The following is a 24,135-nucleotide window of genomic DNA, read 5'->3' on the forward strand; positions in this document are numbered from 1 at the left end:
TGCTCACATCTTGTCGGTCAGGTCCTGCAGCATCTGATCGGTGCTGCTGATGGCCTTGGAATTCATTTCGTAGGTGCGCTGCGTCTCGATCATGTTGACCATCTCGGCCACCACGTTGACGTTGGAGGACTCCAGCGAGCCCTGCAGCAGCGAACCCATGCCGTTGAGCGCGGGCTGCCCGGTCTGGGGCGCGCCGCTCGAGGCGGTCTCGAGGTACATGTTCTGGCCCATCGGCTGCAGGCCGGCGGGATTGATGAAGTCGGCGAGCTGCAGCGTGCCCAGCGTCTGCGGCGTGGCGGATGCCGTGGTGGTGGCCGATATGGTGCCGTCGCTGCCGATGGTCATCGACTGCACGTTCGGCGGCACGGTGATCGCCGGCTCCAGCGGATAACCGTCGGACGTCACCAGCTGGCCGTTCGCGTCGGTGTGCAGCGAACCATCGCGCGTATAGGCCACGCTGCCATCGGGCATGCTCACCTGCAGGAAGCCGCGACCCTGGATCGCCACGTCGAGCGAGTTGCCGGTCTGCGTGATGTTGCCTTCGGTGAACAGCTTCTCGTTGCCCACCACGCGCACGCCGGTGCCCAGCATCAGGCCCGACGGCGACAGCGTCTGCTCGGTGGTCTGGCCGCCCGGCTGGCCCTTGTTCTGGTACATCAGGTCCTGGAACGCCGCACGCGAACTCTTGAACGCGGTGGTGTTGGCGTTGGCCAGGTTGTTGGAGATGACGTCCATGCGCGTCTGCTGCGCATCGAGGCCGGTCTTGGCGATCCACAAGGACGAAAACATCGGTTACTCCTGAAAGCCGTGGCTCAGTTGGACTGCAGCAGCTTGGTGGCGGAATCGGCGTTGTCCTCGGAGGCCTTGATGGACTTCACCTGCATGTCGTACTGGCGCGAGAGCGCGATCATCTTCACCAGCTCGGCGGACGGATTGACGTTGCTGCCTTCCAGCACGCCCGATGCCACCGTCACCGTGGGATCGGCGTCGGCGGTACCGCCGCCCGCCATATGCATCAGGCCATCGCCCCCCTGCACCAGCTGCGTCGAATCGGGATTCACCAGCTTGATGCGGTCCAGCGTGGTGACCGAGTTCGGCCCTTGTCCCAGTGGCACCGAGGAAATCGTGCCGTCGTTGCCGACGCTGATTTCAGCCGCCGGCGGAATGGTGATGGGGCCGGAACCACCCATCACCGGATTGCCGCGCGAATCGACCAGCCCGCCATCGGCGGTGAGCTGCAGGTCGCCCGCGCGCGTATACGCTTCCGTTCCGTCGGGCGCCTGCACCGCGATCCAGCCCTGGCCATGCACCGCGACATCGAGCGGGCGACCGGTGTTGATCTGCGAGCCCTGCGCGGTGTCCTGGCCGATGCCCTGCGACACCGCGTTGAAGCGCGAGGGCGAACCCTGGCCCAGCACCGGCACGCTCTGGAACGCAGTGAGCTCGCTCTTGAAGCCGACCGTGGAAGCGTTGGCCAGGTTGTGGCTCACCGCTTCCTGCGCACGCATGATCTGCGTGGCGCCGGTCATCGAGACGTAGACGGAACGGTCCATGGCTTATCAGCGCGAAACGGCGTTGAACAGCGCGGAGGCCAGCGTGTTGTCGGTGGACAGCACCTGGGCGTTGGCCTGGTAGTCACGCTGCGCCTGGATCATGTTGACCAGCTGCGCGGTGGTGTCGGCCGTGTTGGAGCTTTCCAGCGCGCCCGACTGGATGGTGCCGAACTGACCCACACTGGCCGTACCCATGATCGCCGGACCGGAGTCGGTGCTGGCCGCCCACGTGGTATCGCCGAGCTGGCGCAGACCCTGCACGTTGGAGAAGTTGGCGATCGCGACCTGACCGATCTGCGTGGTCTGGTTGTTCGAGTAGTACGCCGTGATGACGCCCTTGGAATCGATGTCGATGTTCGACAGCGTGCCCGCCTCGAAACCGTTCTGCGCAATGGTGCCGGCGGAATAGTCTGTGCCGTACTGCGTGGTGTTGGTCACGTCCATCGACAACGTCATCGGCGCGGAGCCGTTGCCCAGCGTCACCTGGTTGAATGCCAGTGAACCATTGGTCGGCGAGGACAGCTTGCCGGTCGTGTCGAACGTGAGCGACTGCGTGCCGGCGCTCTGGCCGTCCACGTAGAGGTTGGCGTCCCACGTGTTGGTGGCGGTCTTCACGTAGTAGATCGTGGCCTGGTGCGAACCGCCCTGCGAGTCGTACACGGTGACCGGCGCCGCGGCGTTGTAGCTGGTGGAGTCGGTGGTGCTGAAGGCGTTCGTCGGCACCGTGGCGCTGGCCGGCAGGTTCGACGTCATGGTGATCTTCGAGGTCGCCGTGGCGTTGCTCTGCGCGGTGACCCAGTTGAAGTCGGTGAGCGTGCTGGTGTCGAAGCCGCCGGCGCCATTGGGCGGGTACATCTGCAGGTGCGAGCCGTCAGGCGTCGTGATGTAGCCGTTCGGGTTCTTCTGGAAATCGCCCGCGCGCGTGTAGGTGGCGCCGTTGCCGTTGTTGACCACGAAGAAGCCGTTGCCGCTGATGGCAAGATCCAGGCTGTTGTTGGTGGTGGCGATGTCACCCTGGCTGAACTGCTGTGCCACTTCCTGCAGGCGCACGCCGCTGCCGGTGGCGGTGGAGTTCAGGTTGAGGCCGGTCACCGCGAAGATGTCGGCGAACTCCGCACGCGAGCCCTTGAAGCCCGTGGTGTTGGCGTTGGCGATGTTGTTGGCGATGACGTTGAGATCGGACTGGGCCGCATTGATGCCGCTGAGCGCTGTATTCAGTGCCATGTTCGGTTCCTCGTGAAAAACGCCGTGGGCGTTTAAAGAATTTGTGCGACCTGGCTGAGCGACACGCCGCCCACGCCCGCTACCTGCAGATACGTACCCAGCGAACTGCCGCCGTAGCCGACGCCGGTGACCGTGCCGGCCACGTAGGTATCGAGCGAGGTGGAGCCGGCCGCGGCCTGGACGGTGTAGGTGCCCTGGGCCACGGTGTTGCCGCTGTCGTCCTTGCCGTCCCAGGTGAACTGCGCGAGGCCCGCGCTCTGCGCGCCCAGCGGCATGTTGCGGACCACGTTGCCGTTGCTGTCGAGCACCTGCACGGTGACGTCGCTGGCGTTGGTGACGTTCACCGCACCCTTCACGCTGTCCGAGCCGTCGAAGCTCATCGTGCTGGAGGGCACCATCACCTGGCGGCCCACCAGGTTGGACGAGCTCAGCACCTGCGAGGTCTGCATCGCCGAACTGATATTGCTGCTCAGCGACTGCAGGTCCGTATCGAGCTGCTGCGTGGTCGACAGCTGGCTGAACTGCGCCATCTGCGACACGAACTGCGAGTTGTCCACCGGATTGGTGGGGTCCTGCGCCTGCAGCTGGGCCGTCATCAGCTTGAGGAAGTCGGCCTGCGTCATGGTGCTGGACAGCGCCGAGTTGACGTTCGACGTGGTGGACGTCGAACTGGTGTTCGTGGTGCTGTTGCTGGGAATCGTGGACATGTGGATTTCCTCCCGGCTTATTTGCCGAGGTCGAGGGTCTTGAGCATCAGCTGCTTGGTGGTATTCATCACTTCGACGTTGTTCTGGTACGAGCGCGAGGCGGAAATCATGTTCACCAGTTCGTCGATGGGATTGACGTTGCTGCCGTAGACGTAACCGTCGCCATCGGCCATGGGGTTGCCCGGTTCATAGCGCGCCTGCACATCGGCCTGGCTCTCGGTGACACCCTTCACCTGCACGCCGACGCTGCTGTCGCTGTCGGCATTGCTGGCGCCGCCCTGCGCGCGCTGCACGGCCGAGAACAGCGGCTCCTTCGCGCGATACGCACCGTCTGCCGTACCCGACACGCTGTCGGCATTGGCGAGGTTGCTGGCCACCGTATTGAGGCGCAGCGACTGCGCCGCCATGCCGGAACCTGCAACATCAAAAATCTTGAACATCGACATCACTGGCCTCCGGTGATGGCGGTGCGCAGCATGTGGATCTGCGCGGTGATGAAGGAGAGGCTGGCCTGGTAATGCACGCCATTAGCGGCGAAGTTGGCCTGCTCGGCCTGCGCATCGACGGTGTTGCCGTCCATGGTCGGCTGCGTAGGCACGCGATACGCGAGCTGCGTTGCCGCCTGTGCCTGCGGATTGATCTGCCCCGGCTGGGTGATGGTCATCGCCAACCCCTCGCTCTGCCCGCTGGCGCTCGCCATCGCCTTCTTGAAGTCGACGTCGCGCGCGAGATAGCCAGGCGTGTCCGCATTCGCGAGATTGCTGGCCAGCACTTCGCTGCGACGCTGCCAAAGGTCGAGCGCCTGCGTATGCAAACCGAACAGATTGTCGTTGATCGAACTCATCGCTCACTCCGGCGGCGAGGGCCGCGGGAGGGTTTGAGCAAATTGCGTGCCACGGGGTTGGGATGGGCGCGGAGGCCGCGCCGTTGCTGGGTTTGCGGGGATAGAGGCGGGTGTTTGGCGTCGTGTTCGCGGGATGCCGACGGAAATCCGACGCGGGTGGCAACGGCTTCCCGTCGCCACCGCCCTGCTTCGCTTTTGTAGGAGCGCACCCTGTGCGCGAGGCCTTTCGCCTCAGTCATCACGCCTATTGTTCTTGTAAGAGCGGTGTTTGGCTTTCGGTAGTCCCGCTGCCGCCAGGGTGCCGCTTACGCAGCGGGCGTTTCGATCGTCTGCCGACGCTCGAGTCACTTTTCTTTTGCTGGCCCAAAAGAAAAGTAACCCAAAGAAAATGGCCTTCAGAGCCAGGGCTCTTAGCGGTATGTAGATAGAAGCGTCTTATGACTGGGGCAAGCCGAACTACGGACGTGCTACCTCATAGAGTGCGGCTACACCGCAACGCGCCAATACCGTGAGGGCTTAAAGCAGCCGTGGCGCATAACGAACTCCGCGAGCCACCACACTTCTCCCTCTCCCCTCCGGGGAGAGGGCCGGGGTGAGGGGCGGGTGCTCGCGACAAACCTACCTACAACGAGCAAACCAGCCCCGCAAAGCGATGTGCCGCGCAGCGGCACGAGCCGTCACGGGGCCCCTGTGTGGCGGTGAGGGGTGGACGATCAGGCCCCGAAGGGGTGCCCGACAGGACGTCGGGCACTTTTCGTCCGGGCAGGAGCCCGGTCGAAAAGCCCGGCCGCCCCTCACGGACTGGCTGGGCATAGCCCAGACAGCGCCACGCGGGGTGCTCTTTCTTTTGGTTACTTTTCTTTGAGCAAGCAAAGAAAAGTGACCCGGGCCGCGGCAGCGGTCCGGAAGCCCGCGGCAGGCGAGCAAGCTGGCGTGAGCATCTCACCCAGAAGCCGAGAGCCAAGGCACTGGATTCCCGCTTTCGCGGGAATGACGGATAGGCGAGACCGAGGCTGAAGGCGGTCGCGCACAGGGTGCGCTCCTACAAAGTAGCCAGAGAGTTCCCGTTGGCGAATCACGGCGCAGTCTTCGGGAATCCTCAAAACTTCTGAAAATTCTCCGGCAACAAATCCAGCACCGTCTGCGCCAGCAGATCCGGCTGGAACTTCGCCACGAAGCGGTCCGCGTTCACTTCGCGCACCATCGTCTCGTTGAAGATGCCGCTGATCGAGCTATGCAGCACCACCTTCAGTGGCCGCAGCTCCGGCGTTTCGCGAATCGCTCGCGTCAGCGCATACCCGTCGACCCGCGGCATCTCGATATCCGACACCACCAGGGTCACGCCCTGCCCCTCCGGCGCACCCGCCAGCTCCTTCAGGCGCTCCAGCGCCTCGCGCCCGTCCTGGGCGACCACGCATTCCACGTCCATCTGGCGGAACAGGTTCACCAGCTGGTTGCGGGCGACCAGCGAATCGTCCACCACCATCACGCGCCGCGGCTGCAGGTCGTGGAAGCGAGCCATGCGCTGCATCGGCTCGGACAACTCGGTGGAGGTGGCGTTGAGGCTGGCGAGCACCTGCTCGACGTCGACCACCGCCACCAGCGCGCCATCCACCCGGGTCACCGCGTTGACGCGGGTGCCGAAACCCAGCGCTGGCGCGGGAGCCTCCAGGTTGTCGCCATCGCACTGCACGAGGCGCTGCGGATCGGCCACCAGGAAGCCCTGCACCGTGCGGCTGAACTCCGTCACCATCAGGTGCGCCGACGGTTCGTCGCGCAACGAGGGATAACCCAGCGCAATGGCCAGGTCGATCACCGGGATGGTCATGCCACGGTAATTGCAGCTGCCAGCGATCAGGCGGTTGGCGTCGGGCATGCGCTCCATCGGCGGGCGACGCATCACCTCGCGCACCTTGAACACGTTGATACCGTAAAGCTGCTCGTCCCCCATGCGGAACAGCAGCATGGCCACGCGGTTGTGGCCCGCCAGCCGCGTCTGCTGCTCCACCTTGTCCATCCATGCACTCATGCGCACTCCTCGCCAGGCGGCCTGATGCCGCGATCACATCGGACGTATCGGCATCGATGGCACCGGCTTGAGTGTCGCAGTCGGGCGGTGGCACGTCGCTTGCTTCTCAAGTTCCGACCTCTCCCGCCGATGCGGAAGACGAACCTTTTAGGAAGGAAAGATCCACCCATGAGTCTGATCTGGAGCCAGCATCTTGCCGAGCTTGCGCGCGCCGCCGCGGCGGGCGACCAGGCACGGGTGGCGCAGCTGTCTGCCCGCCATCCCCGCGCCGCGCAAGCCTTGGCGCCGTTGCTGGCAGCCGTTTCCACGACCCCTCCGCCCGCCGCCGTGGCGCTGCAGACGCTGGAGCAGCAGGGACTGGTGCTGAGCGCCGCCCAGCAGCTGTCGCGTGAGCAGGCGGCCATGCACCAGTCCGCCCAGGACAGCCGCGAAGACGTCGGCCGATTGACGGATGGCAGCGCCGGAATCTCGACGTCGCTGCAGCAGATCGGCACCGGCCTCGAATACGCACGCCAGACCGGCCAGGCCAGCGAGCGCAGCGTCAGCGAGCTCGACGGTCAGTTGCGCCTGCTGCGTACCGCCCTGTCGGCGATGAACCGCAACCAGAGCAAGCTGGCCGAGCAGGTAGCGCAGATCCGCAAGCTCACCGGCGTGGTGCAGGAGATCGCGCACCAGACCAACCTGGTGGCGCTCAACGCCGCTATCGAAGCCGCCCGCGCGGGCGAAGCCGGCCGCGGCTTCGCCGTGGTCGCCGACGAGGTGAAGCAGCTGGCCGAGAAGACCAGCCAGGCCACCGCCGAGATCGAACAGGTCACCGGTTCCATCGGCGAGTTCTCGCTGCAATTGGACGGCGACGTGCAGCAGGGCATGCAGCGCCTCGAGCGCGCGCAGTCCGGCGCCACCCAGACCGCGACCTCGCTGCAGGACAGCGGTGAGGCCTTGCGCCAGGTTGGCGATCGCATCACCACCATGCACAAGAACCAGGACGCCCAGCATGCCCGTGCCGTCGCGGCGCAGGCCGCGCTCGGCGCATGGCATCGCCGCGCCGCCGAGGCCAGCCGTCAGTCCGAAGCACTGAGCCGTGCTGCCCTGCTCGCCCATCACCTCGCACTGGACTGGCTGGAAACCGAAAGTGGCACCGACCCGGCCAGCCTCAGTCTTACCGTTCGCGAAGCCGCGCAAGGCCTGCGCCAGGCGATGGAGCTTGCGCTGCAGGAACCGGCGGCGCTCGACCGCCGCTGGTTCGACACACAGCCACTCAACCGCACGCTGCAGCGCCTGACGGCCGGTCGCGACAACCACCCGGCCGCCTCGGCACTCACTGCCGCCGGCATGCGCCTGCGCGAGCACGGCAGCAGCTTTGCCACCCTGCTGTGCGACGGCCACATCGACCAGGCCAGCCAGTTGGTGCCGCAATTGGAGAGCGAACGCGAACTGCTGCTGTCCCAGCTCAACGTGCTGCTGGCCGACCTATGACCCATCGACCGCTGGTCGCCCTGCTGCTGTGCGCGTTCACGCTGCCCGCCTTCGCCGCGGAGCCGGCGCAGGCGGCGCGCGCGACTGCCGAGCAGTGGCTGCGCGACCAGTACGCCACCCAGGGCGCCCGCGTGGTGGCCCAGGCGGGCGCGCTCGATCCAAGGCTTCAGCTTGCCCCCTGCCCGACCGCACTCAACGCGGGCCTGCAGGAAGGCACGAGGCTGATGCCGCGCATGAACGTCACCGTGCGCTGCCCGGTCGCCGACGGCTGGACCCTGCGCGTGCCCGTGCAGCTGCAGGTGTTCCGCCAGGTGCTGGTGATCGCCCGCCCGCTTCAGCGTGGCGACGGCGTGAGGCCCGATGATGTGCGCAGCGAGGAACGCGACGTCACGCGCCTGGGCTACGGCTATGTCAGCGACATGGGGGAAGTGGAGGGCCGCACGCTCTCCCGCGCCATGGTCGCCGGCAGTGTGCTGACTCCGGCCGCGCTGGGCGGACGCACCGCCGTGAAGGCCGGCGACCAGGTGCAACTGGTGTCCCGGCTGGACGGTATCGAGGTGCGGGCCAGCGGCGTGGCATTGGGCAGCGGCGACAGCGGCTCCCGCTTGCGGGTGCGCAACGGCAGTTCGGGCAAGGTCATCGATGCGATGGTCACCGCCCCGGGCGAAGTTCTCGCCCTCCCCTGATGGAATCACACTAAAGTTTGGCGCCGCCCGGCCGATCTTGTTCGGTAACAGGGCCAAAACCAGAGAACGGACCCATGAACACCACCATCTCAAACAATGGCTTGCCCATGCTTCCCCAGCCGCCCAGCGGCCAGGGCAGCTCGACGCAGAACGCCACCGGCACGGCCGGCACCGAGGCCGCCAGTGGCGCCACGGGCGGCGATGATCGCGTGCAGCTGACGGACTCGGCCAAGGCCATGCAGGAAGCCGCCCGTACCCATAGCGGCGCCGAAGTCGACACCAAGAAGGTGGAGCAGCTGCGCCAGGCCCTGGCCAACGGCAGCTACAAGGTCGACCCGAGTCGCATCGCCGACCGCATGCTGTCGCTGGAAAGCCAGCTCAAGTCATGAACGCGTCGCTGCAAGCCGAACTGGACCATGCCCTGACCGCCGCGGTCGAGGAAATGCGGCTCGCAGTGGAGCAGTTGTCCGATGCGCTGCGTGAGGAACGCACCGCACTCGAGGCGGCCGATGTCGACGGGCTCAACCGCGCCGGCGCCGCCAAGCATTCCCTCATGCTCAAGCTGGAGCAGCTCGACAGCGAGCGCGTGCAGCTGAGCCAGGGCGCCCCGGAAGCCAGCCGCGAGCTGGCCCCGATGTGGCAGCAGATCCTGCAGTCGTTACGCGCCTGCCAGCAGCTCAACCAGCGCAACGGACAGTTGGTCGGTGTCCGCCTGCAGCAGGTGCGCAAGGCGCTGGCGGTGCTGACCGGCAACGACGCGGAGGCAAGCGTGTACGGCCGCGCAGGTGAACTGCGCACGAGCCTGCGCTCGCAAACCCTGGCCGAGGCCTGATCACCATGGCGCGCATCCACTCCCCTTCGATGCGCACCTGTCTACCGGCAATCACCGCCGGCTTTCCCCACTGCCACCACATCGACCGACCATGAGCGAAGCTGCGGCCATCCCCTCCGCCCACGAAGGCGCTACTGCAAGCGAACAACCACTGCCGGTCATTCGCCTGCCGATGCTGGACACCAAGCGCGAACTGTTCGCGTACGAAATCGTGTTCCAGAACGAGGCCGAAGACGAAGCCGCGCTGATGCGTCGCGCGCTCGCCACCATTACCGACGGTGCGCTGGCACGCCTGGTGCGCGGCAACCGCACCTTCCTGCGGCTCACGCGTGAGCTGCTGATGGAGGAAACCGACGTGCTGCAGCACCAGCCACGCTTTGGCGTGCTGCTGCAGCCGGATGTCGCCAACGATCATCCCCTGGTCGAGCGCCTCACGCGCATGGCCCAGCGCGGCTGCCCGCTGATGCTCGACGCCGGCGATGCCCCGCTGGAATACAACGTCGCCGCCGAGCCGCTGCTCAAGATCGTGCAATTCGTGCGACTGGATGCCAGCAAGCTCGACCCGGCCACGCTGCGCGCGCGCAGCGAATACCTGCATGCGCGCGGCATCCACGTCATCGCAGGCCACGTCGACGACCACGACACCTACCACCGCTGCGAGACCCTGCCGCTGCAGGCGATCCAGGGACAGTTCCTGCTCAAGCCCGAACCCGTCGCCGTCCCCGTGCTCACCGCCAACCGCCTGAGCCTGCTGCGCCTGATGAAGGCGCTGGAAGAGGGCAATCCGGGTCCGGTTGAAATCGGACAGATCGTGCGCGACGACGCCATCCTCAGCTACAAGCTGCTGGGCTGCGTGAACTCCGCCTACTTCGCCCTGCCCCGCCAGTTGAAGTCGGTGCAGCAGGCCGCGATCTTCTTCGGCGCCACGCGCCTGCGCAACTGGATCTACACCATGGCGCTCGGCGGCGTGGGCGATCGCCCGCCCGAACTGCTGCGCGCCGCGCTGATCCGCGCGCACATGTGCGAAAAGCTCGCCCAGCACATGGCGTCCGAGCAGCGCGAAATGGCCTTCACCGCCGGCCTGTTCTCGCTGCTGGACACGCTGATGGAAGCCCCGATGGATTTCGTGCTGTGGCACCTGCCACTCGCCCGCGACATCAGCAGCGCCCTGCTCGAAAACAAGGGCCCGTTCGCCCCGTTGCTGGAACAGATCCGCAGCTGGGAAGCCGGCGACCTCCGCGGCGGCGAAACGCAGCCGCAGGTGATCCGCCGCATGGCCGCGATCTATCTCGAAGCGACGCAGTGGGCTGATCATGTCTATGCGTTTGCGGACCAGCGGCCGAATTGACGTGGGGCTTAGCCACTTGATGAGTGGCTGGTGTTTGCTAAAGGCCTCAAAAAAAGAGCGCCTCATTAAAGGCGCTCTCGCAAGATTGGCCCCTCACGCCGGCCCTCTCCCCAGAGGGGAGAGGGAGAAGTGTCGCGGCTCGCGGAGTTCGTTATGCGCGGCTGCTTTAAGCCCTCACCGTATTGGCGCGTTGCGGTGTAGCCGCACCCTATGAGGTAGCACGTCCGTAGTTCGGCTTGCCCCAATCATCCGACGCTTCTATCTCACATATCGCTATGAGCCCTGGCTCTAAAGGCCATTTTCTTTGGGTTACTTTTCTTTTGGGCCAGCAAAAGAAAAGTGACTCGAGCGTCGGCAGACGATCGAAACGCCCGCTGCGTAAGCGGCACCCTAGCGGCAGCGGGACTACCGAAGGCCAAACACCGCTCTTACAAGAACAACAGGCGTGATGACTGAGGCGAAAGGCCTCGCGCACAGGGTGCGCTCCTACAGTGCCCCCCCGCAAACGACGTTGCGACGAGAGAAAAAGTGCTCACTTCGCCGTAGCGCGAATCCGCCACGTCGCCAACGCCAACCCCACCAGCGCCACCCCAAACCACGCACCACCCACCGTCATGTCCGTTCCCAGCCACATGACACACGCCAGCGCACCGATCAGCAGCGCACTCGCCCCCATCGCCAACAGCAGGTCGTGATGCGTACGCGCGCGCTCCGGCAACAGCAGCAGCGCGCCGATCAGGCCGAGCAGCAACGCCGCGGTGCGGCGCAGCCACACGAACGAGGGTGACTCGGGTACATCAGGCACCACGTCGACCAGCGAGCGGTCGCCGACCTGCACGTCGTATCCCTTGCCATCAGCCGCATGGGACGCCGGCACCAGATGGTCGCCGTCCACCTGGGCAAATACGGTGACTTCCTGCGCAGGCACCGTTTCCCAGCTCACCCGCAAATCACCCAGGCGCGGCTGCGCAGGCTTGGCGCTGGTCGTCAGGTAACGGTCGTTGAGCGTGAAACTCGCCGCGAGATTCGGCGGGACGGACTTCATGTCCGGATCCAGTTCCTCGCTGCCCGGCAAGGCATGCTGCAGCGTGGGCGACAGCGCATAGCCGCCCACGCGTACCAGTCCGGCATCGAACTGCTTGCCCAGTACGGGGAAGTGCTCGGGATTGGCGTGTCCGGACGGCTGCGCAAAACGACTGGAATCGACCGGCCGGTCAACCCAGTCCAGCTCGTAGTGGATGTCGCCGCCCACGCGCACTTCGCGCCACTGGAACATCTCCACGTGCCGGATCAGCACGGGTACCGATGCCCGCTGGCCGAACTCCGGATCGTAGGGAGCCTCCACCACTTTGACCGGCCCCGCCACGCGCACGAGATAGCCATGACTGGCCTGCGAGTCGGCAGCCGTACCGAGATCGAGAATCTGGCCGCCGTGCTTCTCCGAGGCATGGTGATGATCGAGCAAGCCCTGCTCGGTCATCGCCACCAGCCCAGCGCCGCCCAGCAATAGCAGGGCACCCAGCACGCGTCGCATCCATTGCCGCATATCGGTCTCTCTCCCCTGCCCCCTGCCCATCATCATGCGCCTCGCAGTTCACGAACCTCGTCGGCTGTACCGTAACGGCCGCGCTCATCGCGCACCACGCGCGCCGCAGCGCAATCGTGATCGTGCGTGAAGAACAGGCGCACGCCACGCGCGAGCTTGTCGTCAAGAAAGTCGCGCTTTTCCTCGATCAGTCGTTCCGGATAGCGGTCGTAGCCCATGGTGATGGGCAGATGCACCCAGAAACGCCCCGGAATCAGGTCGGCGCAAAACACCACGCCTGCCACTTCGGCCAGCATCAGTCCTGGCGTATGGCCGTCCGAATAGCTGAATCGCACCGACTCGCCCAGCGCCTTCGAGTGTTCACCCTCGACCAGCTCCAGTCGACCGCTCTGCTCCAGCAGCGGCTGCAGCTCGGGGACAAACGAAGCGCGATCGCGCGGATGCGGTTTCAGCGCACGCCGCCAGTGCTCGGCGCCAACCAGGTAGGTCGCCTTGGGAAACAGCAACCGCGGCGACTGGCCTTCTTCCCATGCGGCCAGCAGGCCGCCCGCATGATCGAAGTGCAGATGCGAAAGCACCACTGTATCGATGTCTTCATGCGTCAGTCCCACCTGCTCCAGCGAATCGAGCAGTACGTGGCGATCTTCCACCACGCCATAGCGTTCCCGCAGCGCCGGTTCGAAGAAGGCACCGATGCCCGTCTCGAACAGCACATGGCGGCCATCCAGGTCCTTCACCAGCAGGCAACGGCAGGCCAGCGGAATGCGGTTCTCCGCATCCGGCGCGATCCACCGCGACCACAGCGCCCTAGGTGCGTTGCCAAACATCGCACCGCCATCCAGTTGCTGCGAATTGCCGGTAAGTGACCAAAGCTCCATATCAAATACCTCGCGTTGCCACGGATTCGCCGGGAGCGAATCCGGACGCCGCAGGCGGCCCCGCGCGACGCGCGGGGTGAGGCCCATGGACGGGCCGAGCAAACATCGCACCGCGATCGAGCTGCTGCGAATTGCCGGTGAGCGACCAGAGTTCCATCACTGCACCTTGCCCAGGCCCGATTCGCGGCGCGGGTCGCTCGCGGCATCGAGCTTGTTGTTCTTCAGGTCCCAGGTCACGACGTTCATGAAGCCCCACGGATTCCGCTCTTTCAGCGTATGACCCATGCGCGTCAGCCCCTCGGCCGTCGCAGCGTCGAACGCGCCCGGCTCCACGTCTACGCGGTCGGGCATGTACTGATGATGGAAACGCTTCTGTCCGGCAACGCCGGCAGCATCCTTGCCATCGATGAAGGCGAGGATGCCTTCCAGCACCTGCGTGATGATGGTGGAGCCGCCCGGTGAGCCGATCACGCCCACGCGATCGGCACCGAACACAATGCTCGGCGTCATGGAGGACAGCATGCGCTTGCCCGGCGCCGGCGCGTTCGCATCGCTGCCCAGCAGGCCGTAGACGTTGGGCTTGTTCGGCACCAGTGCGAAGTCATCCATCTCGTCGTTGAGCAGCACGCCGGTGCCTGCCGCAACGAAGGTCGAACCCATCGTGTAGTTCACCGTCTGGGTGATGGAGGCGATGTTGCCGTCCTTGTCGATGATGGAGAAATGCGTGGTGTGCATGCCCGGATCGGTACCGGTGCTCACCGGCAGCATCGACGACGGCGTGGCCTTGTCCATCAGGATGGTCTGTCGCAGGCCGGCCGCGTAGTAAGGCGACAGCAGCATGTCCATCGGCATCTTCACGAAGTCCGGATCGCCGAGGTAGTCGTTGTGATCGCGGAACGCGCGGCGCATCGCCTCGATGACGAGATGCGTGCGATGTACTTCATCGAGCTTGGTGAGGTCGTAGCCCGAAAGGATGTTGAGGATCTCGGCCACGGCCACGCCTCCGGACGATGCCGGCGGCGCCGTCACCACGCGATAGCCCCGGTAGTTCACGATGATCGGCGTGCGTTCCTTCACCTGGTAGCTTTCCAGGTCCTTCGCGGTCCAGTTGCCACCAGCGGCACGCACGGCGTCCACCAGCTTCTTGCCCACTTCGCCGCGATAGAAACCGTCGAATCCGTGCTCGCCCAGCAGTTCCAGCGTGCGAGCCTGGTCCGGATCGCGCCACACCTCGCCGGCCACCGGCGGCTTGCCGTTCGGCAGGTACTTCGCGGCGGAAGCCGGCCAGCGGCGGATGTCCTCGGCGCGCTCGCTGATCGCATTGACCAGGCGACCGTCAGGCTTGAAGCCGTCGCGCGCAATGCGCACGGCCGGCGCCAGCGATTCCTTCAGCGGCAGCTTGCCGTAGTGCGAGGCCAGCCAGGCGAGACCCGCGGCTTCGCCCGGAATGCCGGCGGAAAGCGGCCCGTTGAGCGCGGTGTCGCGATTGGGCGAGCCGTCCTTGTTGAGGTAGTCCTTCGCGTTCACCGCCGCCGGCGCGGTTTCGCGCGCGTCGATGAACACCTCGCGACCATCGGAAGCGCGATGCAGCACCGCCATGAAACCGCCGCCGATACCCGAGCTCTCCGGCTCGACCACCGAAAGCGTTGAGGCCACGGCGATGGCGGCGTCAAACGCATTGCCGCCCTTGGCGAGCACTTCGTGCCCTGCCTCGGTAGCGTGGAAGTTGGCGCTGGCGATGCCGGCTCGGCCGGGGCGCTCGGTGATGACGTGCGCGGAAGTTGCAGCAGGAGAGGAAGCCGGGAGGCTGTCGGCGGCGCATGCGGCGCTGGTGGTAAGCAGCAGGCCCAGCAGCGCTACGCGCCAGTTCAACGAAAACGTCATGCGTTGTCCTTTGCCATCAGGTGTTGATACTTCTGCTCGAGCTGCTCGTGCGTCTCGGTGTGCTCGGGATCGATGAGGATGCATTCGACCGGGCACACTTCCACGCACTGGGGCTGGTCATAGTGACCAATGCACTCGGTGCACAACGAGGGGTCGATCACGTAGTACTCCTCGCCGAGCGAGATAGCCTTATTGGGACAGACCGGTTCGCAGACGTCGCAATTGACGCAGGTATCGAGGATTTTCAGGGACATTGGCCCAGTTTACATGCTGGGGATGCCCTATGCGTCGCAAGATTCCACATGTAGGAACGCACCCAGTGCGCGACCGCGGAATCGCACCCTCAACGCTCCGCAGGCTTTTCGCGCACTGGGTGCGCTCCTACGAGAGCCTGACGGTCGCAAAAAGAAAGGCCCGCGACGCTGCCGTCGCGGGCCTTCGTGTTCGCTCCGGAAAAACCGGAACTTACATGTTCACGTAGCGGATCGTGGCGCCGGTCGGCTGCAGCGCGGCCGTCACCTTGTCCTTGTCGGCGGCGTCGCCGATCACCAGCACGATCACGTCCTTGAACGAGCCCGGCTTGGCGTCCTTGAACGCATCGGTCACGAACTCGGCGGTCTTGCCCGAATCCGGGCCGGCGAACACCAGCATGTTGCCCGGCAGCACGCCGCGGGCCACGGTGTCCTGCACCTGGTCGAGCTGGCGCTGGCGCACGGCATTGGCGTCGTCGCTGTCGCCAGCCGGCACCAGGTACGGGAACGGACGGTCAGCCGTCATGCCCTGCATGTTCTTCTGGACGATCTGGCCCAGGTAGGCGTTCCACGCCTTGCTGTCGTTCGGATCGGTCGGCTTGGAAACGGCCGCGACCTGTTCGGTCGGCTGCTGGGCGTCTTCCTGCTGGCTGCAGGCGGTGACGCCAGTGAGCGCGAGGGCGGCGAGGAGGGCGTACTTGTACATGATGGTCACCTTGGATGGTGGAATTCTTGGAATGACGAATCCATTGGAAGACGGGACCATCCGGCCGTCGTACGACGGGGCCGGTGAACCGGGAGCCCGGATGGGCGATACGCAACCCTTCGTTCCCCTGGTCCGCGGCGACGACTGTCCTGTCCGCAGGATGCCCGCGAGGATACACGACGACGAGCCGCGCCGACACCGCGAGGCGTGCTGCAGTGCGATCAGAGCCGGCTCTCTGTAGGAGCGCACCCAGTGCGCGAAAAGCCTACAGAGCGGCTACACGGAGACGCCGAGCTCGCGCACTGGGTGCGCGCCCACCTGGAAACCCGTGGATCTCAGCGCCAGCGCTGCCGCATCGCCTGCTGCACGGCCGGATGCACGAAGCCGGTGATATCGCCGCCCAGACGGCCAATCTCGCGCACCAGCGTCGAGGAGATGAAGCTGTACTGCTCGGCCGGCGTCAGGAACAGCGTCTCCGCCTGCGGAATCAGATGGCGATTCATGCTGGCCAGCTGGAATTCGTATTCGAAGTCGGACACCGCGCGCAGGCCACGGATGATCACGCCCGCGCCTACTTCTTCCACGAAATGCGCCAGCAGACCATCGAAGCCACGTACTTCCACGTTCTTGAGGTCGGCCAGGGCAAGCCGCGCCAGCGCGATGCGCTCATTGAGGCTGAAGCCCGGTCCCTTGCCCTTGCTTTCGGCCACCGCCACGATGATGCGGTCGAACAGCGGCGCAGCGCGCGCCACCAGGTCCGAATGACCGTTGGTGATGGGATCGAACGTGCCCGGATAGACGGCAAGACGCTTGTTGACCGGAGGCTTGTTCACGAGGCTGATCACCGGGGTGCAGGGGCGGCTAGCTTAGGCTCGTTCGCGGCCATCGCCTAGCCCGCGCGCAACCTCAGAAATCCATACGCGACCGTCAGGTTGCCGTCGCCGCCCGACGATAGAGCGCATAACGGACTTCACCGGCCGTCCCCTCGCGATGGAGCAGCCATGTGGCAGGCAGGATCGGCGCGGCATCCCTGGGAGACTCCACGTAAATCCATGCGGCCGGCGTGAGCCAGCCACCCTGCTCCAGCCGCTGGGCCAGGGGTGCCCACAGGTCGTGCGCGAAGGGCGGGTCCAGGAACACCAGCCCGTACGGCTGCGGCGCACCCTGCAGATAGGCCAGCGCGTCAGCCGCGCTCACCTGCCCGGCCTGCGTCTTCAGCCGGGCCAGGTTATCGCGCAACGCCTGGGCCGCGCGGGCATCGCGCTCCACGAACTGCACCCCGGCCGCACCGCGCGACAGGGCCTCGATGCCCAGCGCCCCGGTGCCCGCGCACAGGTCCAGGCAACGCACGCCCGAGATCACCGGCGCCAGCCAGTTGAACAGGGTTTCGCGCACCCGCTCGGCCGTGGGCCGCAGGCCAGGCAGGTCGGGAACCTCGAGACGGGAGTTGCGCAGCTGGCCGCCGATGATGCGGATGCGCCCGGGGGTACGGCCGGTCATGGGCGCCCGGACTCAGCGGTCAGTACAGGTGGGGGTGGTAGCATGCCGACCATTGTCTTTGAATCGCTGCCGCAATGCTCAAGTTCTGGAAGAAGAAGCCCGCCGAAACGCCGCCGGACCAGCCTGCCGCACCTGCGGCGGATGAGGCGCGGGCCACGGGTTTCGCACACGACACGGATGCCGCTTCGCTGGACAACGCCACGCCCGCTCTCGACGAGGCGTTGTCGGAAACCCCGCCGAGCCCGGAAGCTCCCGCCGAGGATGAAGTATTCGAGCAGGCCGCGATCGCCGAATCCGCCGCGCCGGCCAAGCGCAGCTGGCGCGAGCGCCTGTCCGGCAGCGCCTTTGCTCGTGGCCTGTCATCGCTGTTCGTCCGCCATCCCAAGCTCGATGACGAGTTGCTGGACGAACTCGAAACCACGCTGATCACCGCCGACGTCGGCGTCGAAGCCAGCACCGCGCTGGTCGAGGACCTGCGCAAGCGCATGCACAAGCGCGAGTTCGCCGATGCCTCGGCACTGCTGACCGCGCTGCGCCAGTCGCTGATGGCCCTGCTCAAGCCCGTGGAACAGCCGCTGGACGTAAGCGGGCACCAGCCGTTCGTGGTGCTCACCGTCGGCATCAACGGCGTGGGCAAGACCACCACCATCGGCAAGCTGGCCCGCCGCTATCGCGACGACGGCCGCCAGGTGATGCTCGCCGCCGGCGACACCTTCCGTGCCGCCGCGGTGGAGCAACTCAAGACCTGGGGCGCGCGCAACAGCGTGCCGGTGATTTCGCAGGGCCAGGACGCCGACGCCGCCAGCGTGATCTTCGACGCGCTGCAGGCGGCGCGCTCGCGCAGCGCCGACGTGCTCATCGCCGATACCGCTGGCCGCCTGCACACGCAGGGTGGCCTGATGGACGAGCTGGGCAAGATCGCCCGCGTGATGAAGAAGCTCGACCCCGAGGCGCCGCACGAAGTGCTGATGGTGATCGACGGCACCACCGGCCAGAACGCGGTGAGCCAGGTGCGCCAGTTCCGCCAGATCGTCGGCGTCACCGGCCTGGTGGTCACCAAGCTCGACGGCACCGCCAAGGGCGGCGTGGTGTTCGCGCTGGCCCGCGAGTTCGGCCTGCCGATCCGTTACGTGGGCCTGGGCGAAACCGCCACCGATCTGCGCGTGTTCGACGCCGAGGCCTATGTCGACGGCCTCCTTCCCGCCAGCCTGGGTCAAGGCTGAGGGGCCCGGACCGGTGCCGCGCTGGCTCCGACTCACCCTACTTGTCGCCAGCAGCGCCACCTTGGTGCTGGTGGCGGCGGCCCTCGTCGCCGTCCACTTCCTGCTGCAGCCCGAGCGCATCACCGCCATGCTGCAGTCGCAGGCCCGCGAGGCCGGCCTGGACCTCAGCCTCGCCAGCCCCGCCACCCCCGCACTCTTCCCGCGCCCGGCGCTGGAGCTGCAAGGCATCACGCTGAGCGCGCAGGGCGCGAACATGCCGATTCTGCTGGCGGCGCGCGGCACGCTGGCCTTGCCGTGGCGCACGCTGTTCCGCGGCGAGACGATCATTTCGCAGATGCAGATCGACTCCCCGCGCGTGGACCTCGACGCATTGCAATCATGGCTGTCGGGCCTGCCTTCCGGCCCGTCGACACCGCCTGCGGATATTCCGCGCATCGTCGCCGGCGTGCACATCACCCGAGGCAGCGTGGTGCGCGGCAACCAGATGCTGCTCGGCGACGTGGAACTGGATGCAGGCACGCTTGCCGCCCAGCAGCCGTTCCTGCTCACCATCACGGCGAAGGATGCCCAAGGCACGCCCACGCAATTGCGCCTCTCGCTGACACCCAGCATCAACCGTGGCTCGCTGCAGCTCGACAACATCGCGCTGCATCTCGCGCACAACACCACCGTGACACTGGAATTGAAGGGCAACGCCCGCTGGCGCGGCGCCGCCGATGCCACGGCACATCTCGACGGCAAGCTCGATCACGCCAATTCGGGCACGTATGCCACCTCGATCGAACTGTCACCGGCGAACGAGAGCAACCCATTGATGCTCGGCCTGAAGCTGGACGGCCCGGACAACCACGCCGACCTGCAAGTGCCGCCGCTCGCCTTCGTCGAATGGTGGTCCCAGCTCGACCACGACGAAGGCCCACGACTCGCCGTGCCGCCGGGCAATGGCCACGCAGAAATCGCCAAGATCGACACCGGCGACGTAAGCATCGAAGGCCTCACCATCCAGGCCGGCACCGACGTGCCCGCACCCGCATCAAGCAGCGCCGCGCCGCCCCAATCCAGTGGCGCGAAGCAGGCACCTGCGAAGTCCGCGACCAAGCGCAAGACACCATGACCCCCTTCGCCTCCGCACTGCTGGCCTGGTTCGACGACCACGGCCGCAAGGACCTGCCTTGGCAGCATCCACGCGATGCGTATCGCGTGTGGCTGTCCGAGGTGATGCTGCAGCAGACGCAGGTGGTCACGGTGATCCCGTACTTCCAGCGTTTCGTAACGGCGCTGCCCACCTTGCGCGACCTGGCTGCCGCCGACGAGGACACCGTGCTCGCCTTGTGGTCCGGCCTTGGCTATTACCGCCGTGCGCGCTTCCTGCAACGCGCCGCGCAGATCTGCGTGGAGCAGCACGGCGGCGAACTGCCGCGCGACTTCGATGCCCTGGCTGCCCTGCCCGGCATCGGCCGTTCGACGGCTGGCGCGATCCTCGCGCAGGCACACGGGCTGCGCTTCCCCATCCTCGACGGCAACGTGAAGCGCGTACTCACGCGCCACCTCGGCATCCACGGCCACCCGGGCCAGAGCGCCGTGGAAAAAGTGCTGTGGCAACACGCCGATGCGCTGACACCTGCAGAGCGCGCCGCCGATTACACGCAGGCCATCATGGACCTGGGGGCCACGCTCTGCGTGCGCACGCGCCCGCAATGCGATGCCTGCCCGCTCGCCACCGACTGCGTGGCGAAGCGCGACAATCTCACCGCGCAGTTGCCCAGCGCCAAGCCGAGCAAGGCGGTGCCCACGCGGGGCACGGTCATGCTGATCCTGCGCGACACGCAGGGGCGCGTGCTGCTCGAACGACGCGGCCCGCAGGGCGTGTGGTCAGGCCTGTGGAGCCTGCCGGAAGCGAGCGACCACGACGGCGCCTGGCGTTCCGCGCAGTCGTTCGCAAGCATCGATGACGCGCAGGCATTGCCTTCGTTCGTGCACGTCTTCAGCCACTACCGCCTGCAGGTCGAGCCATTGCTGTTCGACGAGGCGACAGCACACCCGCGCATCGCGGATAATCCCTCCCTGCGCTGGTGCGCCGCCGACGAGCGCGCGGCCCTTGGCCTGCCCGCCCCCGTGCGCAACCTGCTGCAGGATCTCTGAACCTACATGAGCCGTATCGCATGAGTCGTATCGTTCACTGCGCCAAGCTTGGCCGCGACGCCGAAGGCCTGGACTTCGCCCCCTGGCCCGGCCCGCTGGGCCAGCGCATCTACGCCGAAATCTCCAAGGAAGCGTGGCAGCAGTGGCTCGCCCACCAGACCATGCTGCTCAACGAATACCGCCTCAACCCACTCGATCCCAAATCGCGCCAGTTCCTCAGCGCCGAAATGGAGAAATTCCTGTTCGGCGGCGGTGCCGACACGCCCCAGGGCTACGTCGCCCCCGACACGGAGTCTTGACGAAGCGCCCCGCTTCCGATTTAATGCACGGCTCCACGCAGCATCTTCGATGCGCGTAGACATTCTGGCCGGGTAGCTCAGTTGGTAGAGCAGGGGATTGAAAATCCCCGTGTCGGCGGTTCGATTCCGTCCCCGGCCACCATCGATTTGAAAAGGGCTTTGCAGCGATGCAGGCCCTTTTCTTTTGCGGCGATTACGCAGTCCTTAGCTGCCTCGTGCCGGTGTAATCGAAATATCTCCGGCTGCGTCACGCGAAACACCGACGATCACCATACGGCGGTCATATACGGCATTGCTCCGGGCCTGCATCCACTGCGCAGGCCAGCTCGATGGCGAGGCCGAATTCCTCTTGGGGCGGATCAGTCATGCAAAGCGCCCTTCCCCTTCCTGCCTCCATGGTCGGCGACCAATAAAGGTTCAGACGATCTGCGGGCCCTGTCAGCCAACGAGCGATCAGGATGTCCAGATCGATCTCGCAACCGCCCCTGATATAGCAGACTTGCTCCGCGCGATAGTAGCCTTGGGGGTAATCTGCTCAAATCGTGGCACACAAAAGCCTGTTATTAACGAACAAGGCGACATACACATGAGGCAAGGCATTGGGGGGCGCAGTCTGGGGGCGTGGGCATGCATCTTCGTGCCCGTATTTGTCCTTGCGTTATTCGTTGCCCACTTCGCCAGATCGTTTCCCGTCTGGGAGACCTGGTTCTTCATGGGGACCTGGCAGAAACTGAGCCAGCACGAAAACTGGGTACCCGATCTTTTCATTGATCGATGGGGTCACATCTCTGCCTTGCCCAACCTGCTGAATATCGGCATCGATTCGATCTTCAATTTTGACCAGCGATTCGATATCTATTTTCTGTTTCTTGTCGCTATCGCCACGCTTCTGGTGACCGCAAGGTATTATTTCTATGACAACAAACTTCGGGTTGTCCTTGCACTCGCTTGCCTGTTTTTGACCCTGCGGGCAGCAGAGATATGGCTCGACGGCTGGAATACCGCAATGGTGGTCCCACTATTCATGGCGGTAACAGTCGGGGCCTTGGTCAGTCACTGTCGACACGCATGGCAAATTGCGCTGGCAGCCGTTGTGCTCTTTCTTGGCATAAATGCCGGTGGTTATTGTCTCCCAGCATTAGCAGCGTCACCGATCATTCTTTGCTTGCGGGCCCGGCAGGGCGAGGTGGCCTGGCGCACGGTTGCCCTATGGCTGCTGGCCTGCGCCTTCGTAGGTGCTTACTACCTCATGGTAAGAGCAAGCTCTACTGTCCTTGACTTGCGCGACCATCGGCCAGGCTCGGACTTTTTTTCATTGGTGTGGACGCTCATAGCGAGAAGTATTTATCCAGGTATCTGGGGCTCGGTCGCATTCGCGGCACTGATGATCGCCCTACTTATGACGAAAGGTAAATTCCTCGCGACAGCTTCGAGCGGACCGGCAAATCACGCCAAGATCTATCTTGTCATCTACGCGCTTGTGCTGGCCGGACTGATTGCCAGTACACGCGCCCATCATGGACCGGCACCACTTCACGAACGCTACGTTCCCCTGCTTTGTCTCGGCCCAATGGCCCTGCTTGGATTGTGCGAAACGCACTACGCCGCCAATTCCAACCACGTGCGACGGAAATGGCTTTGTGGCTTCGCTGGTGGACTTAGCTGGGCATTTGTTCTGCTATCGATTGCTGGCAATGCAAATTATTGGTTCGCGTTCGCTTCTAGCGCACCGCAACTGCAAGAGCTTGACGACGCGTACTCGGAGTTTCCGCAATTAGCGACTCCGGGGATGTTTTTGGGGAGAGCCTCCAATGACCCTGTTCTTGTAGCTACCGGGCTCGCGATCATGCGCGAGGCGCGCATCGGGCCTTATCGCGTGCACTCGTCGCCGACATTTGTCCAGCTGGAGCTATCTCGAAAATCGTCGAAGGTCGACCCCTCCATCGCGCTATCGCTTGATGGCCAGACCATGGACGCCGAAGGGAATTTGCAGGTGTTCGGCTGGTCGTTCGACCGCTCTGAAGGACACGCACCTCGCGTTATGATCCTTCGCCTGGGCGATTGTCGCGAACTTGCATTGGCGGGGTTACCCCGCCCGGATGTTGCAGAGGCCTTGAAGACTCCCGCAGCGTTGCGCTCCGGCTGGCTTGCAACATTTCCCGCCGCGTGCGTCCAAGAAGGCGCCACCGAGATGCTCGTCACCTCATTTGCACGGGACTTCCAAAGATATTCCGAGGTCATTACACGGGCTGGAAAGTGAGAAAATCGTGACAGATCGGCCAAGCCATGCGCCCGCCCGCGGCTCACAAGGATGGATGTGATTCACGAGATCACGCTCGCCGAGGCGAAGAGATTTTAAGCCAGTGGCCCCGCGGGTTGAGACTTCGATTGCACACCGCTTCGCGCCGGGCCCACGCTGCGCCGACGCGATGCTCTTCAGGCGCCAACAGAGGAGTACAAGCGCTCTGGCAGGTGACCGCGGATCACGGACGGGCTTTGCTGCACGAGGTTCTTGTCGATTTCGTGCGTGATGCGCTCTCGTGTTGCCACATCCAGGCGATCGCGCAGCGCGCCTAGGAAGGCTGGTGCCGCGACGAGTACCAGGGCATCGAACTTCCTGTCGCAGCGTGCCTTGTGCAGGAAGCGGCTCAGCTGGACAGCAAAATTGGTGGCTTCCTGCTCGGTGGCAGCGGTATCGGGATCTTCCGCATGGCGCCCGGCGCCATAGCTGTCGAAGGAGCGGCCGGGACGATCGGAAACGAGATCGTGTTCCTGCAATCGGCCTTCGGGATGGATGAAGGCGTCGAGTTCTTCGAGGGGACCCATGGGCTGGCTGGCCTGGAACAGGCGCGCCGCAGCGCGATTCGCAACCACGATCCATACGATTTTTTTCATCACGCGCTCCCAGGATGATGTCACCAGGAATGCCGCTGGGTGCGATGTCCAGCCTTCACAGGCAGGCACACTCCGTGTCGCGCAGATTCCGCGAGTGGCCGTCAAGCCAGCG

Annotated in this window: 25 protein-coding genes and 1 tRNA gene; 11 read left to right on the forward strand and 15 right to left on the reverse strand. The window is 65.2% G+C overall.

The features are described from left to right. Positions 1–3 precede the first annotated feature (3 nt). From flgG to EPB08_RS12190, 7 genes are all read right to left on the reverse strand, one after another. Entirely contained in the window at positions 4–789 is a 786-nt protein-coding gene (gene flgG / locus EPB08_RS12160) for a flagellar basal-body rod protein FlgG (protein WP_130619387.1), read from the reverse strand. Between the two features lie 23 nt (positions 790–812). Continuing rightward, positions 813–1,553: a flagellar basal-body rod protein FlgF gene (flgF, locus tag EPB08_RS12165; protein ID WP_130619388.1), complete on the reverse strand. Its 741-nt coding sequence runs from the start codon at positions 1,551–1,553 to the stop codon at positions 813–815. A gap of 6 nt (positions 1,554–1,559) precedes the next feature. Further along, positions 1,560–2,777 (reverse strand): flagellar hook protein FlgE, encoded by a 1,218-nt coding sequence (gene flgE, locus EPB08_RS12170; RefSeq protein WP_130619389.1) that lies wholly within the window; start codon positions 2,775–2,777, stop codon positions 1,560–1,562. Between the two features lie 32 nt (positions 2,778–2,809). Beyond that, the gene (locus EPB08_RS12175; RefSeq protein ID WP_130619390.1) at positions 2,810–3,484 is read right to left on the reverse strand and encodes a flagellar hook assembly protein FlgD; all 675 of its coding nucleotides are present in this window, start codon (positions 3,482–3,484) and stop codon (positions 2,810–2,812) included. Between the two features lie 17 nt (positions 3,485–3,501). Then, positions 3,502–3,930, reverse strand: a complete 429-nt coding sequence (gene flgC, locus EPB08_RS12180) for a flagellar basal body rod protein FlgC (protein ID WP_130619391.1) — start codon at positions 3,928–3,930, stop codon at positions 3,502–3,504. Beyond that, positions 3,930–4,328, reverse strand: coding sequence for a flagellar basal body rod protein FlgB (flgB, locus tag EPB08_RS12185; protein ID WP_130619392.1), 399 nt, complete (start codon positions 4,326–4,328; stop codon positions 3,930–3,932). Before flgB ends, flgC begins: the two co-directional genes overlap by 1 nt. A 1,099-nt stretch (positions 4,329–5,427) precedes the next feature. Beyond that, on the reverse strand, positions 5,428–6,357 hold the full coding sequence (locus tag EPB08_RS12190; RefSeq protein WP_130619393.1) for a chemotaxis protein: 930 nt from the start codon (positions 6,355–6,357) through the stop codon (positions 5,428–5,430). A gap of 168 nt (positions 6,358–6,525) precedes the next feature. Between EPB08_RS12190 and EPB08_RS12195 the strand changes: the two genes are divergently transcribed. From EPB08_RS12195 to EPB08_RS12215, 5 genes are all read left to right on the forward strand, one after another. After that, complete coding sequence (locus tag EPB08_RS12195; RefSeq protein ID WP_130619394.1) at positions 6,526–7,833, forward strand: methyl-accepting chemotaxis protein; 1,308 nt, start codon at positions 6,526–6,528, stop codon at positions 7,831–7,833. Continuing rightward, a complete protein-coding gene (flgA, locus tag EPB08_RS12200) occupies positions 7,830–8,519 on the forward strand; it encodes a flagellar basal body P-ring formation chaperone FlgA (RefSeq protein WP_130619395.1) in 690 nt (229 codons plus the stop codon). The genes EPB08_RS12195 and flgA overlap by 4 nt, the downstream gene beginning before the upstream one ends. A 74-nt stretch (positions 8,520–8,593) precedes the next feature. Continuing rightward, positions 8,594–8,908, forward strand: a complete 315-nt coding sequence (gene flgM / locus EPB08_RS12205; RefSeq protein ID WP_130619396.1) for a flagellar biosynthesis anti-sigma factor FlgM — start codon at positions 8,594–8,596, stop codon at positions 8,906–8,908. Beyond that, positions 8,905–9,351, forward strand: a complete 447-nt coding sequence (locus EPB08_RS12210; protein WP_130619397.1) for a flagella synthesis protein FlgN — start codon at positions 8,905–8,907, stop codon at positions 9,349–9,351. Before flgM ends, EPB08_RS12210 begins: the two co-directional genes overlap by 4 nt. A 91-nt stretch (positions 9,352–9,442) precedes the next feature. Further along, on the forward strand, positions 9,443–10,699 hold the full coding sequence (locus tag EPB08_RS12215; protein WP_130619398.1) for an EAL and HDOD domain-containing protein: 1,257 nt from the start codon (positions 9,443–9,445) through the stop codon (positions 10,697–10,699). A 532-nt stretch (positions 10,700–11,231) separates the two neighbouring features. Here the strand turns inward: EPB08_RS12215 and EPB08_RS12220 are convergent. The 7 genes from EPB08_RS12220 to rsmD all read right to left on the reverse strand — a co-directional run bounded on the left by EPB08_RS12220 (position 11,232) and on the right by rsmD (position 17,464). Next, the gene (locus tag EPB08_RS12220) at positions 11,232–12,245 is read right to left on the reverse strand and encodes a TMEM43 family protein (protein ID WP_130619399.1); all 1,014 of its coding nucleotides are present in this window, start codon (positions 12,243–12,245) and stop codon (positions 11,232–11,234) included. Between the two features lie 32 nt (positions 12,246–12,277). Then, positions 12,278–13,123, reverse strand: coding sequence for an MBL fold metallo-hydrolase (locus EPB08_RS12225; protein WP_130619400.1), 846 nt, complete (start codon positions 13,121–13,123; stop codon positions 12,278–12,280). A 156-nt stretch (positions 13,124–13,279) separates the two neighbouring features. Further along, the gene (gene ggt / locus EPB08_RS12230; protein ID WP_130619401.1) at positions 13,280–15,007 is read right to left on the reverse strand and encodes a gamma-glutamyltransferase; all 1,728 of its coding nucleotides are present in this window, start codon (positions 15,005–15,007) and stop codon (positions 13,280–13,282) included. Beyond that, a complete protein-coding gene (locus EPB08_RS12235; RefSeq protein ID WP_130619402.1) occupies positions 15,004–15,261 on the reverse strand; it encodes a YfhL family 4Fe-4S dicluster ferredoxin in 258 nt (85 codons plus the stop codon). Before EPB08_RS12235 ends, ggt begins: the two co-directional genes overlap by 4 nt. Positions 15,262–15,472: 211 nt before the next feature. Then, positions 15,473–15,964 (reverse strand): hypothetical protein, encoded by a 492-nt coding sequence (locus EPB08_RS12240; protein ID WP_130619403.1) that lies wholly within the window; start codon positions 15,962–15,964, stop codon positions 15,473–15,475. A 335-nt stretch (positions 15,965–16,299) separates the two neighbouring features. After that, entirely contained in the window at positions 16,300–16,797 is a 498-nt protein-coding gene (coaD, locus tag EPB08_RS12245) for a pantetheine-phosphate adenylyltransferase (protein WP_130619404.1), read from the reverse strand. A 94-nt stretch (positions 16,798–16,891) separates the two neighbouring features. Further along, complete coding sequence (rsmD, locus tag EPB08_RS12250; RefSeq protein ID WP_130619405.1) at positions 16,892–17,464, reverse strand: 16S rRNA (guanine(966)-N(2))-methyltransferase RsmD; 573 nt, start codon at positions 17,462–17,464, stop codon at positions 16,892–16,894. 74 nt (positions 17,465–17,538) lie between these two features. On the opposite strand from rsmD, the gene ftsY reads away from it, so the two are divergent. From ftsY to EPB08_RS12280, 6 genes are all read left to right on the forward strand, one after another. Continuing rightward, the gene (ftsY, locus tag EPB08_RS12255; protein ID WP_130619406.1) at positions 17,539–18,687 is read left to right on the forward strand and encodes a signal recognition particle-docking protein FtsY; all 1,149 of its coding nucleotides are present in this window, start codon (positions 17,539–17,541) and stop codon (positions 18,685–18,687) included. A gap of 13 nt (positions 18,688–18,700) precedes the next feature. Continuing rightward, positions 18,701–19,801, forward strand: a complete 1,101-nt coding sequence (locus EPB08_RS12260; RefSeq protein ID WP_130619407.1) for an AsmA family protein — start codon at positions 18,701–18,703, stop codon at positions 19,799–19,801. Then, positions 19,798–20,829, forward strand: coding sequence for an A/G-specific adenine glycosylase (gene mutY / locus EPB08_RS12265; RefSeq protein WP_130619408.1), 1,032 nt, complete (start codon positions 19,798–19,800; stop codon positions 20,827–20,829). Before EPB08_RS12260 ends, mutY begins: the two co-directional genes overlap by 4 nt. Positions 20,830–20,849: 20 nt before the next feature. After that, the gene (locus tag EPB08_RS12270; protein WP_130619409.1) at positions 20,850–21,128 is read left to right on the forward strand and encodes an oxidative damage protection protein; all 279 of its coding nucleotides are present in this window, start codon (positions 20,850–20,852) and stop codon (positions 21,126–21,128) included. A 66-nt stretch (positions 21,129–21,194) separates the two neighbouring features. After that, a tRNA-Phe gene (locus EPB08_RS12275) sits at positions 21,195–21,270 on the forward strand. 444 nt (positions 21,271–21,714) lie between these two features. Then, the gene (locus EPB08_RS12280) at positions 21,715–23,388 is read left to right on the forward strand and encodes a hypothetical protein (RefSeq protein WP_130619410.1); all 1,674 of its coding nucleotides are present in this window, start codon (positions 21,715–21,717) and stop codon (positions 23,386–23,388) included. Positions 23,389–23,564: 176 nt separating this feature from the next. Here EPB08_RS12280 and EPB08_RS12285 read toward each other — a convergent pair whose 3' ends face one another. Next, positions 23,565–24,023 carry a host attachment protein gene (locus EPB08_RS12285; RefSeq protein WP_130619411.1) on the reverse strand — a complete coding sequence of 153 codons (459 nt, stop codon included), beginning with the start codon at positions 24,021–24,023 and terminating at the stop codon, positions 23,565–23,567. Between the last annotated feature and the right edge of the window lie 112 nt (positions 24,024–24,135).

It is taken from the genome of Dyella amyloliquefaciens, assembly GCF_004296575.1.
In the GTDB taxonomy this organism is placed as follows: domain Bacteria; phylum Pseudomonadota; class Gammaproteobacteria; order Xanthomonadales; family Rhodanobacteraceae; genus Dyella; species Dyella amyloliquefaciens.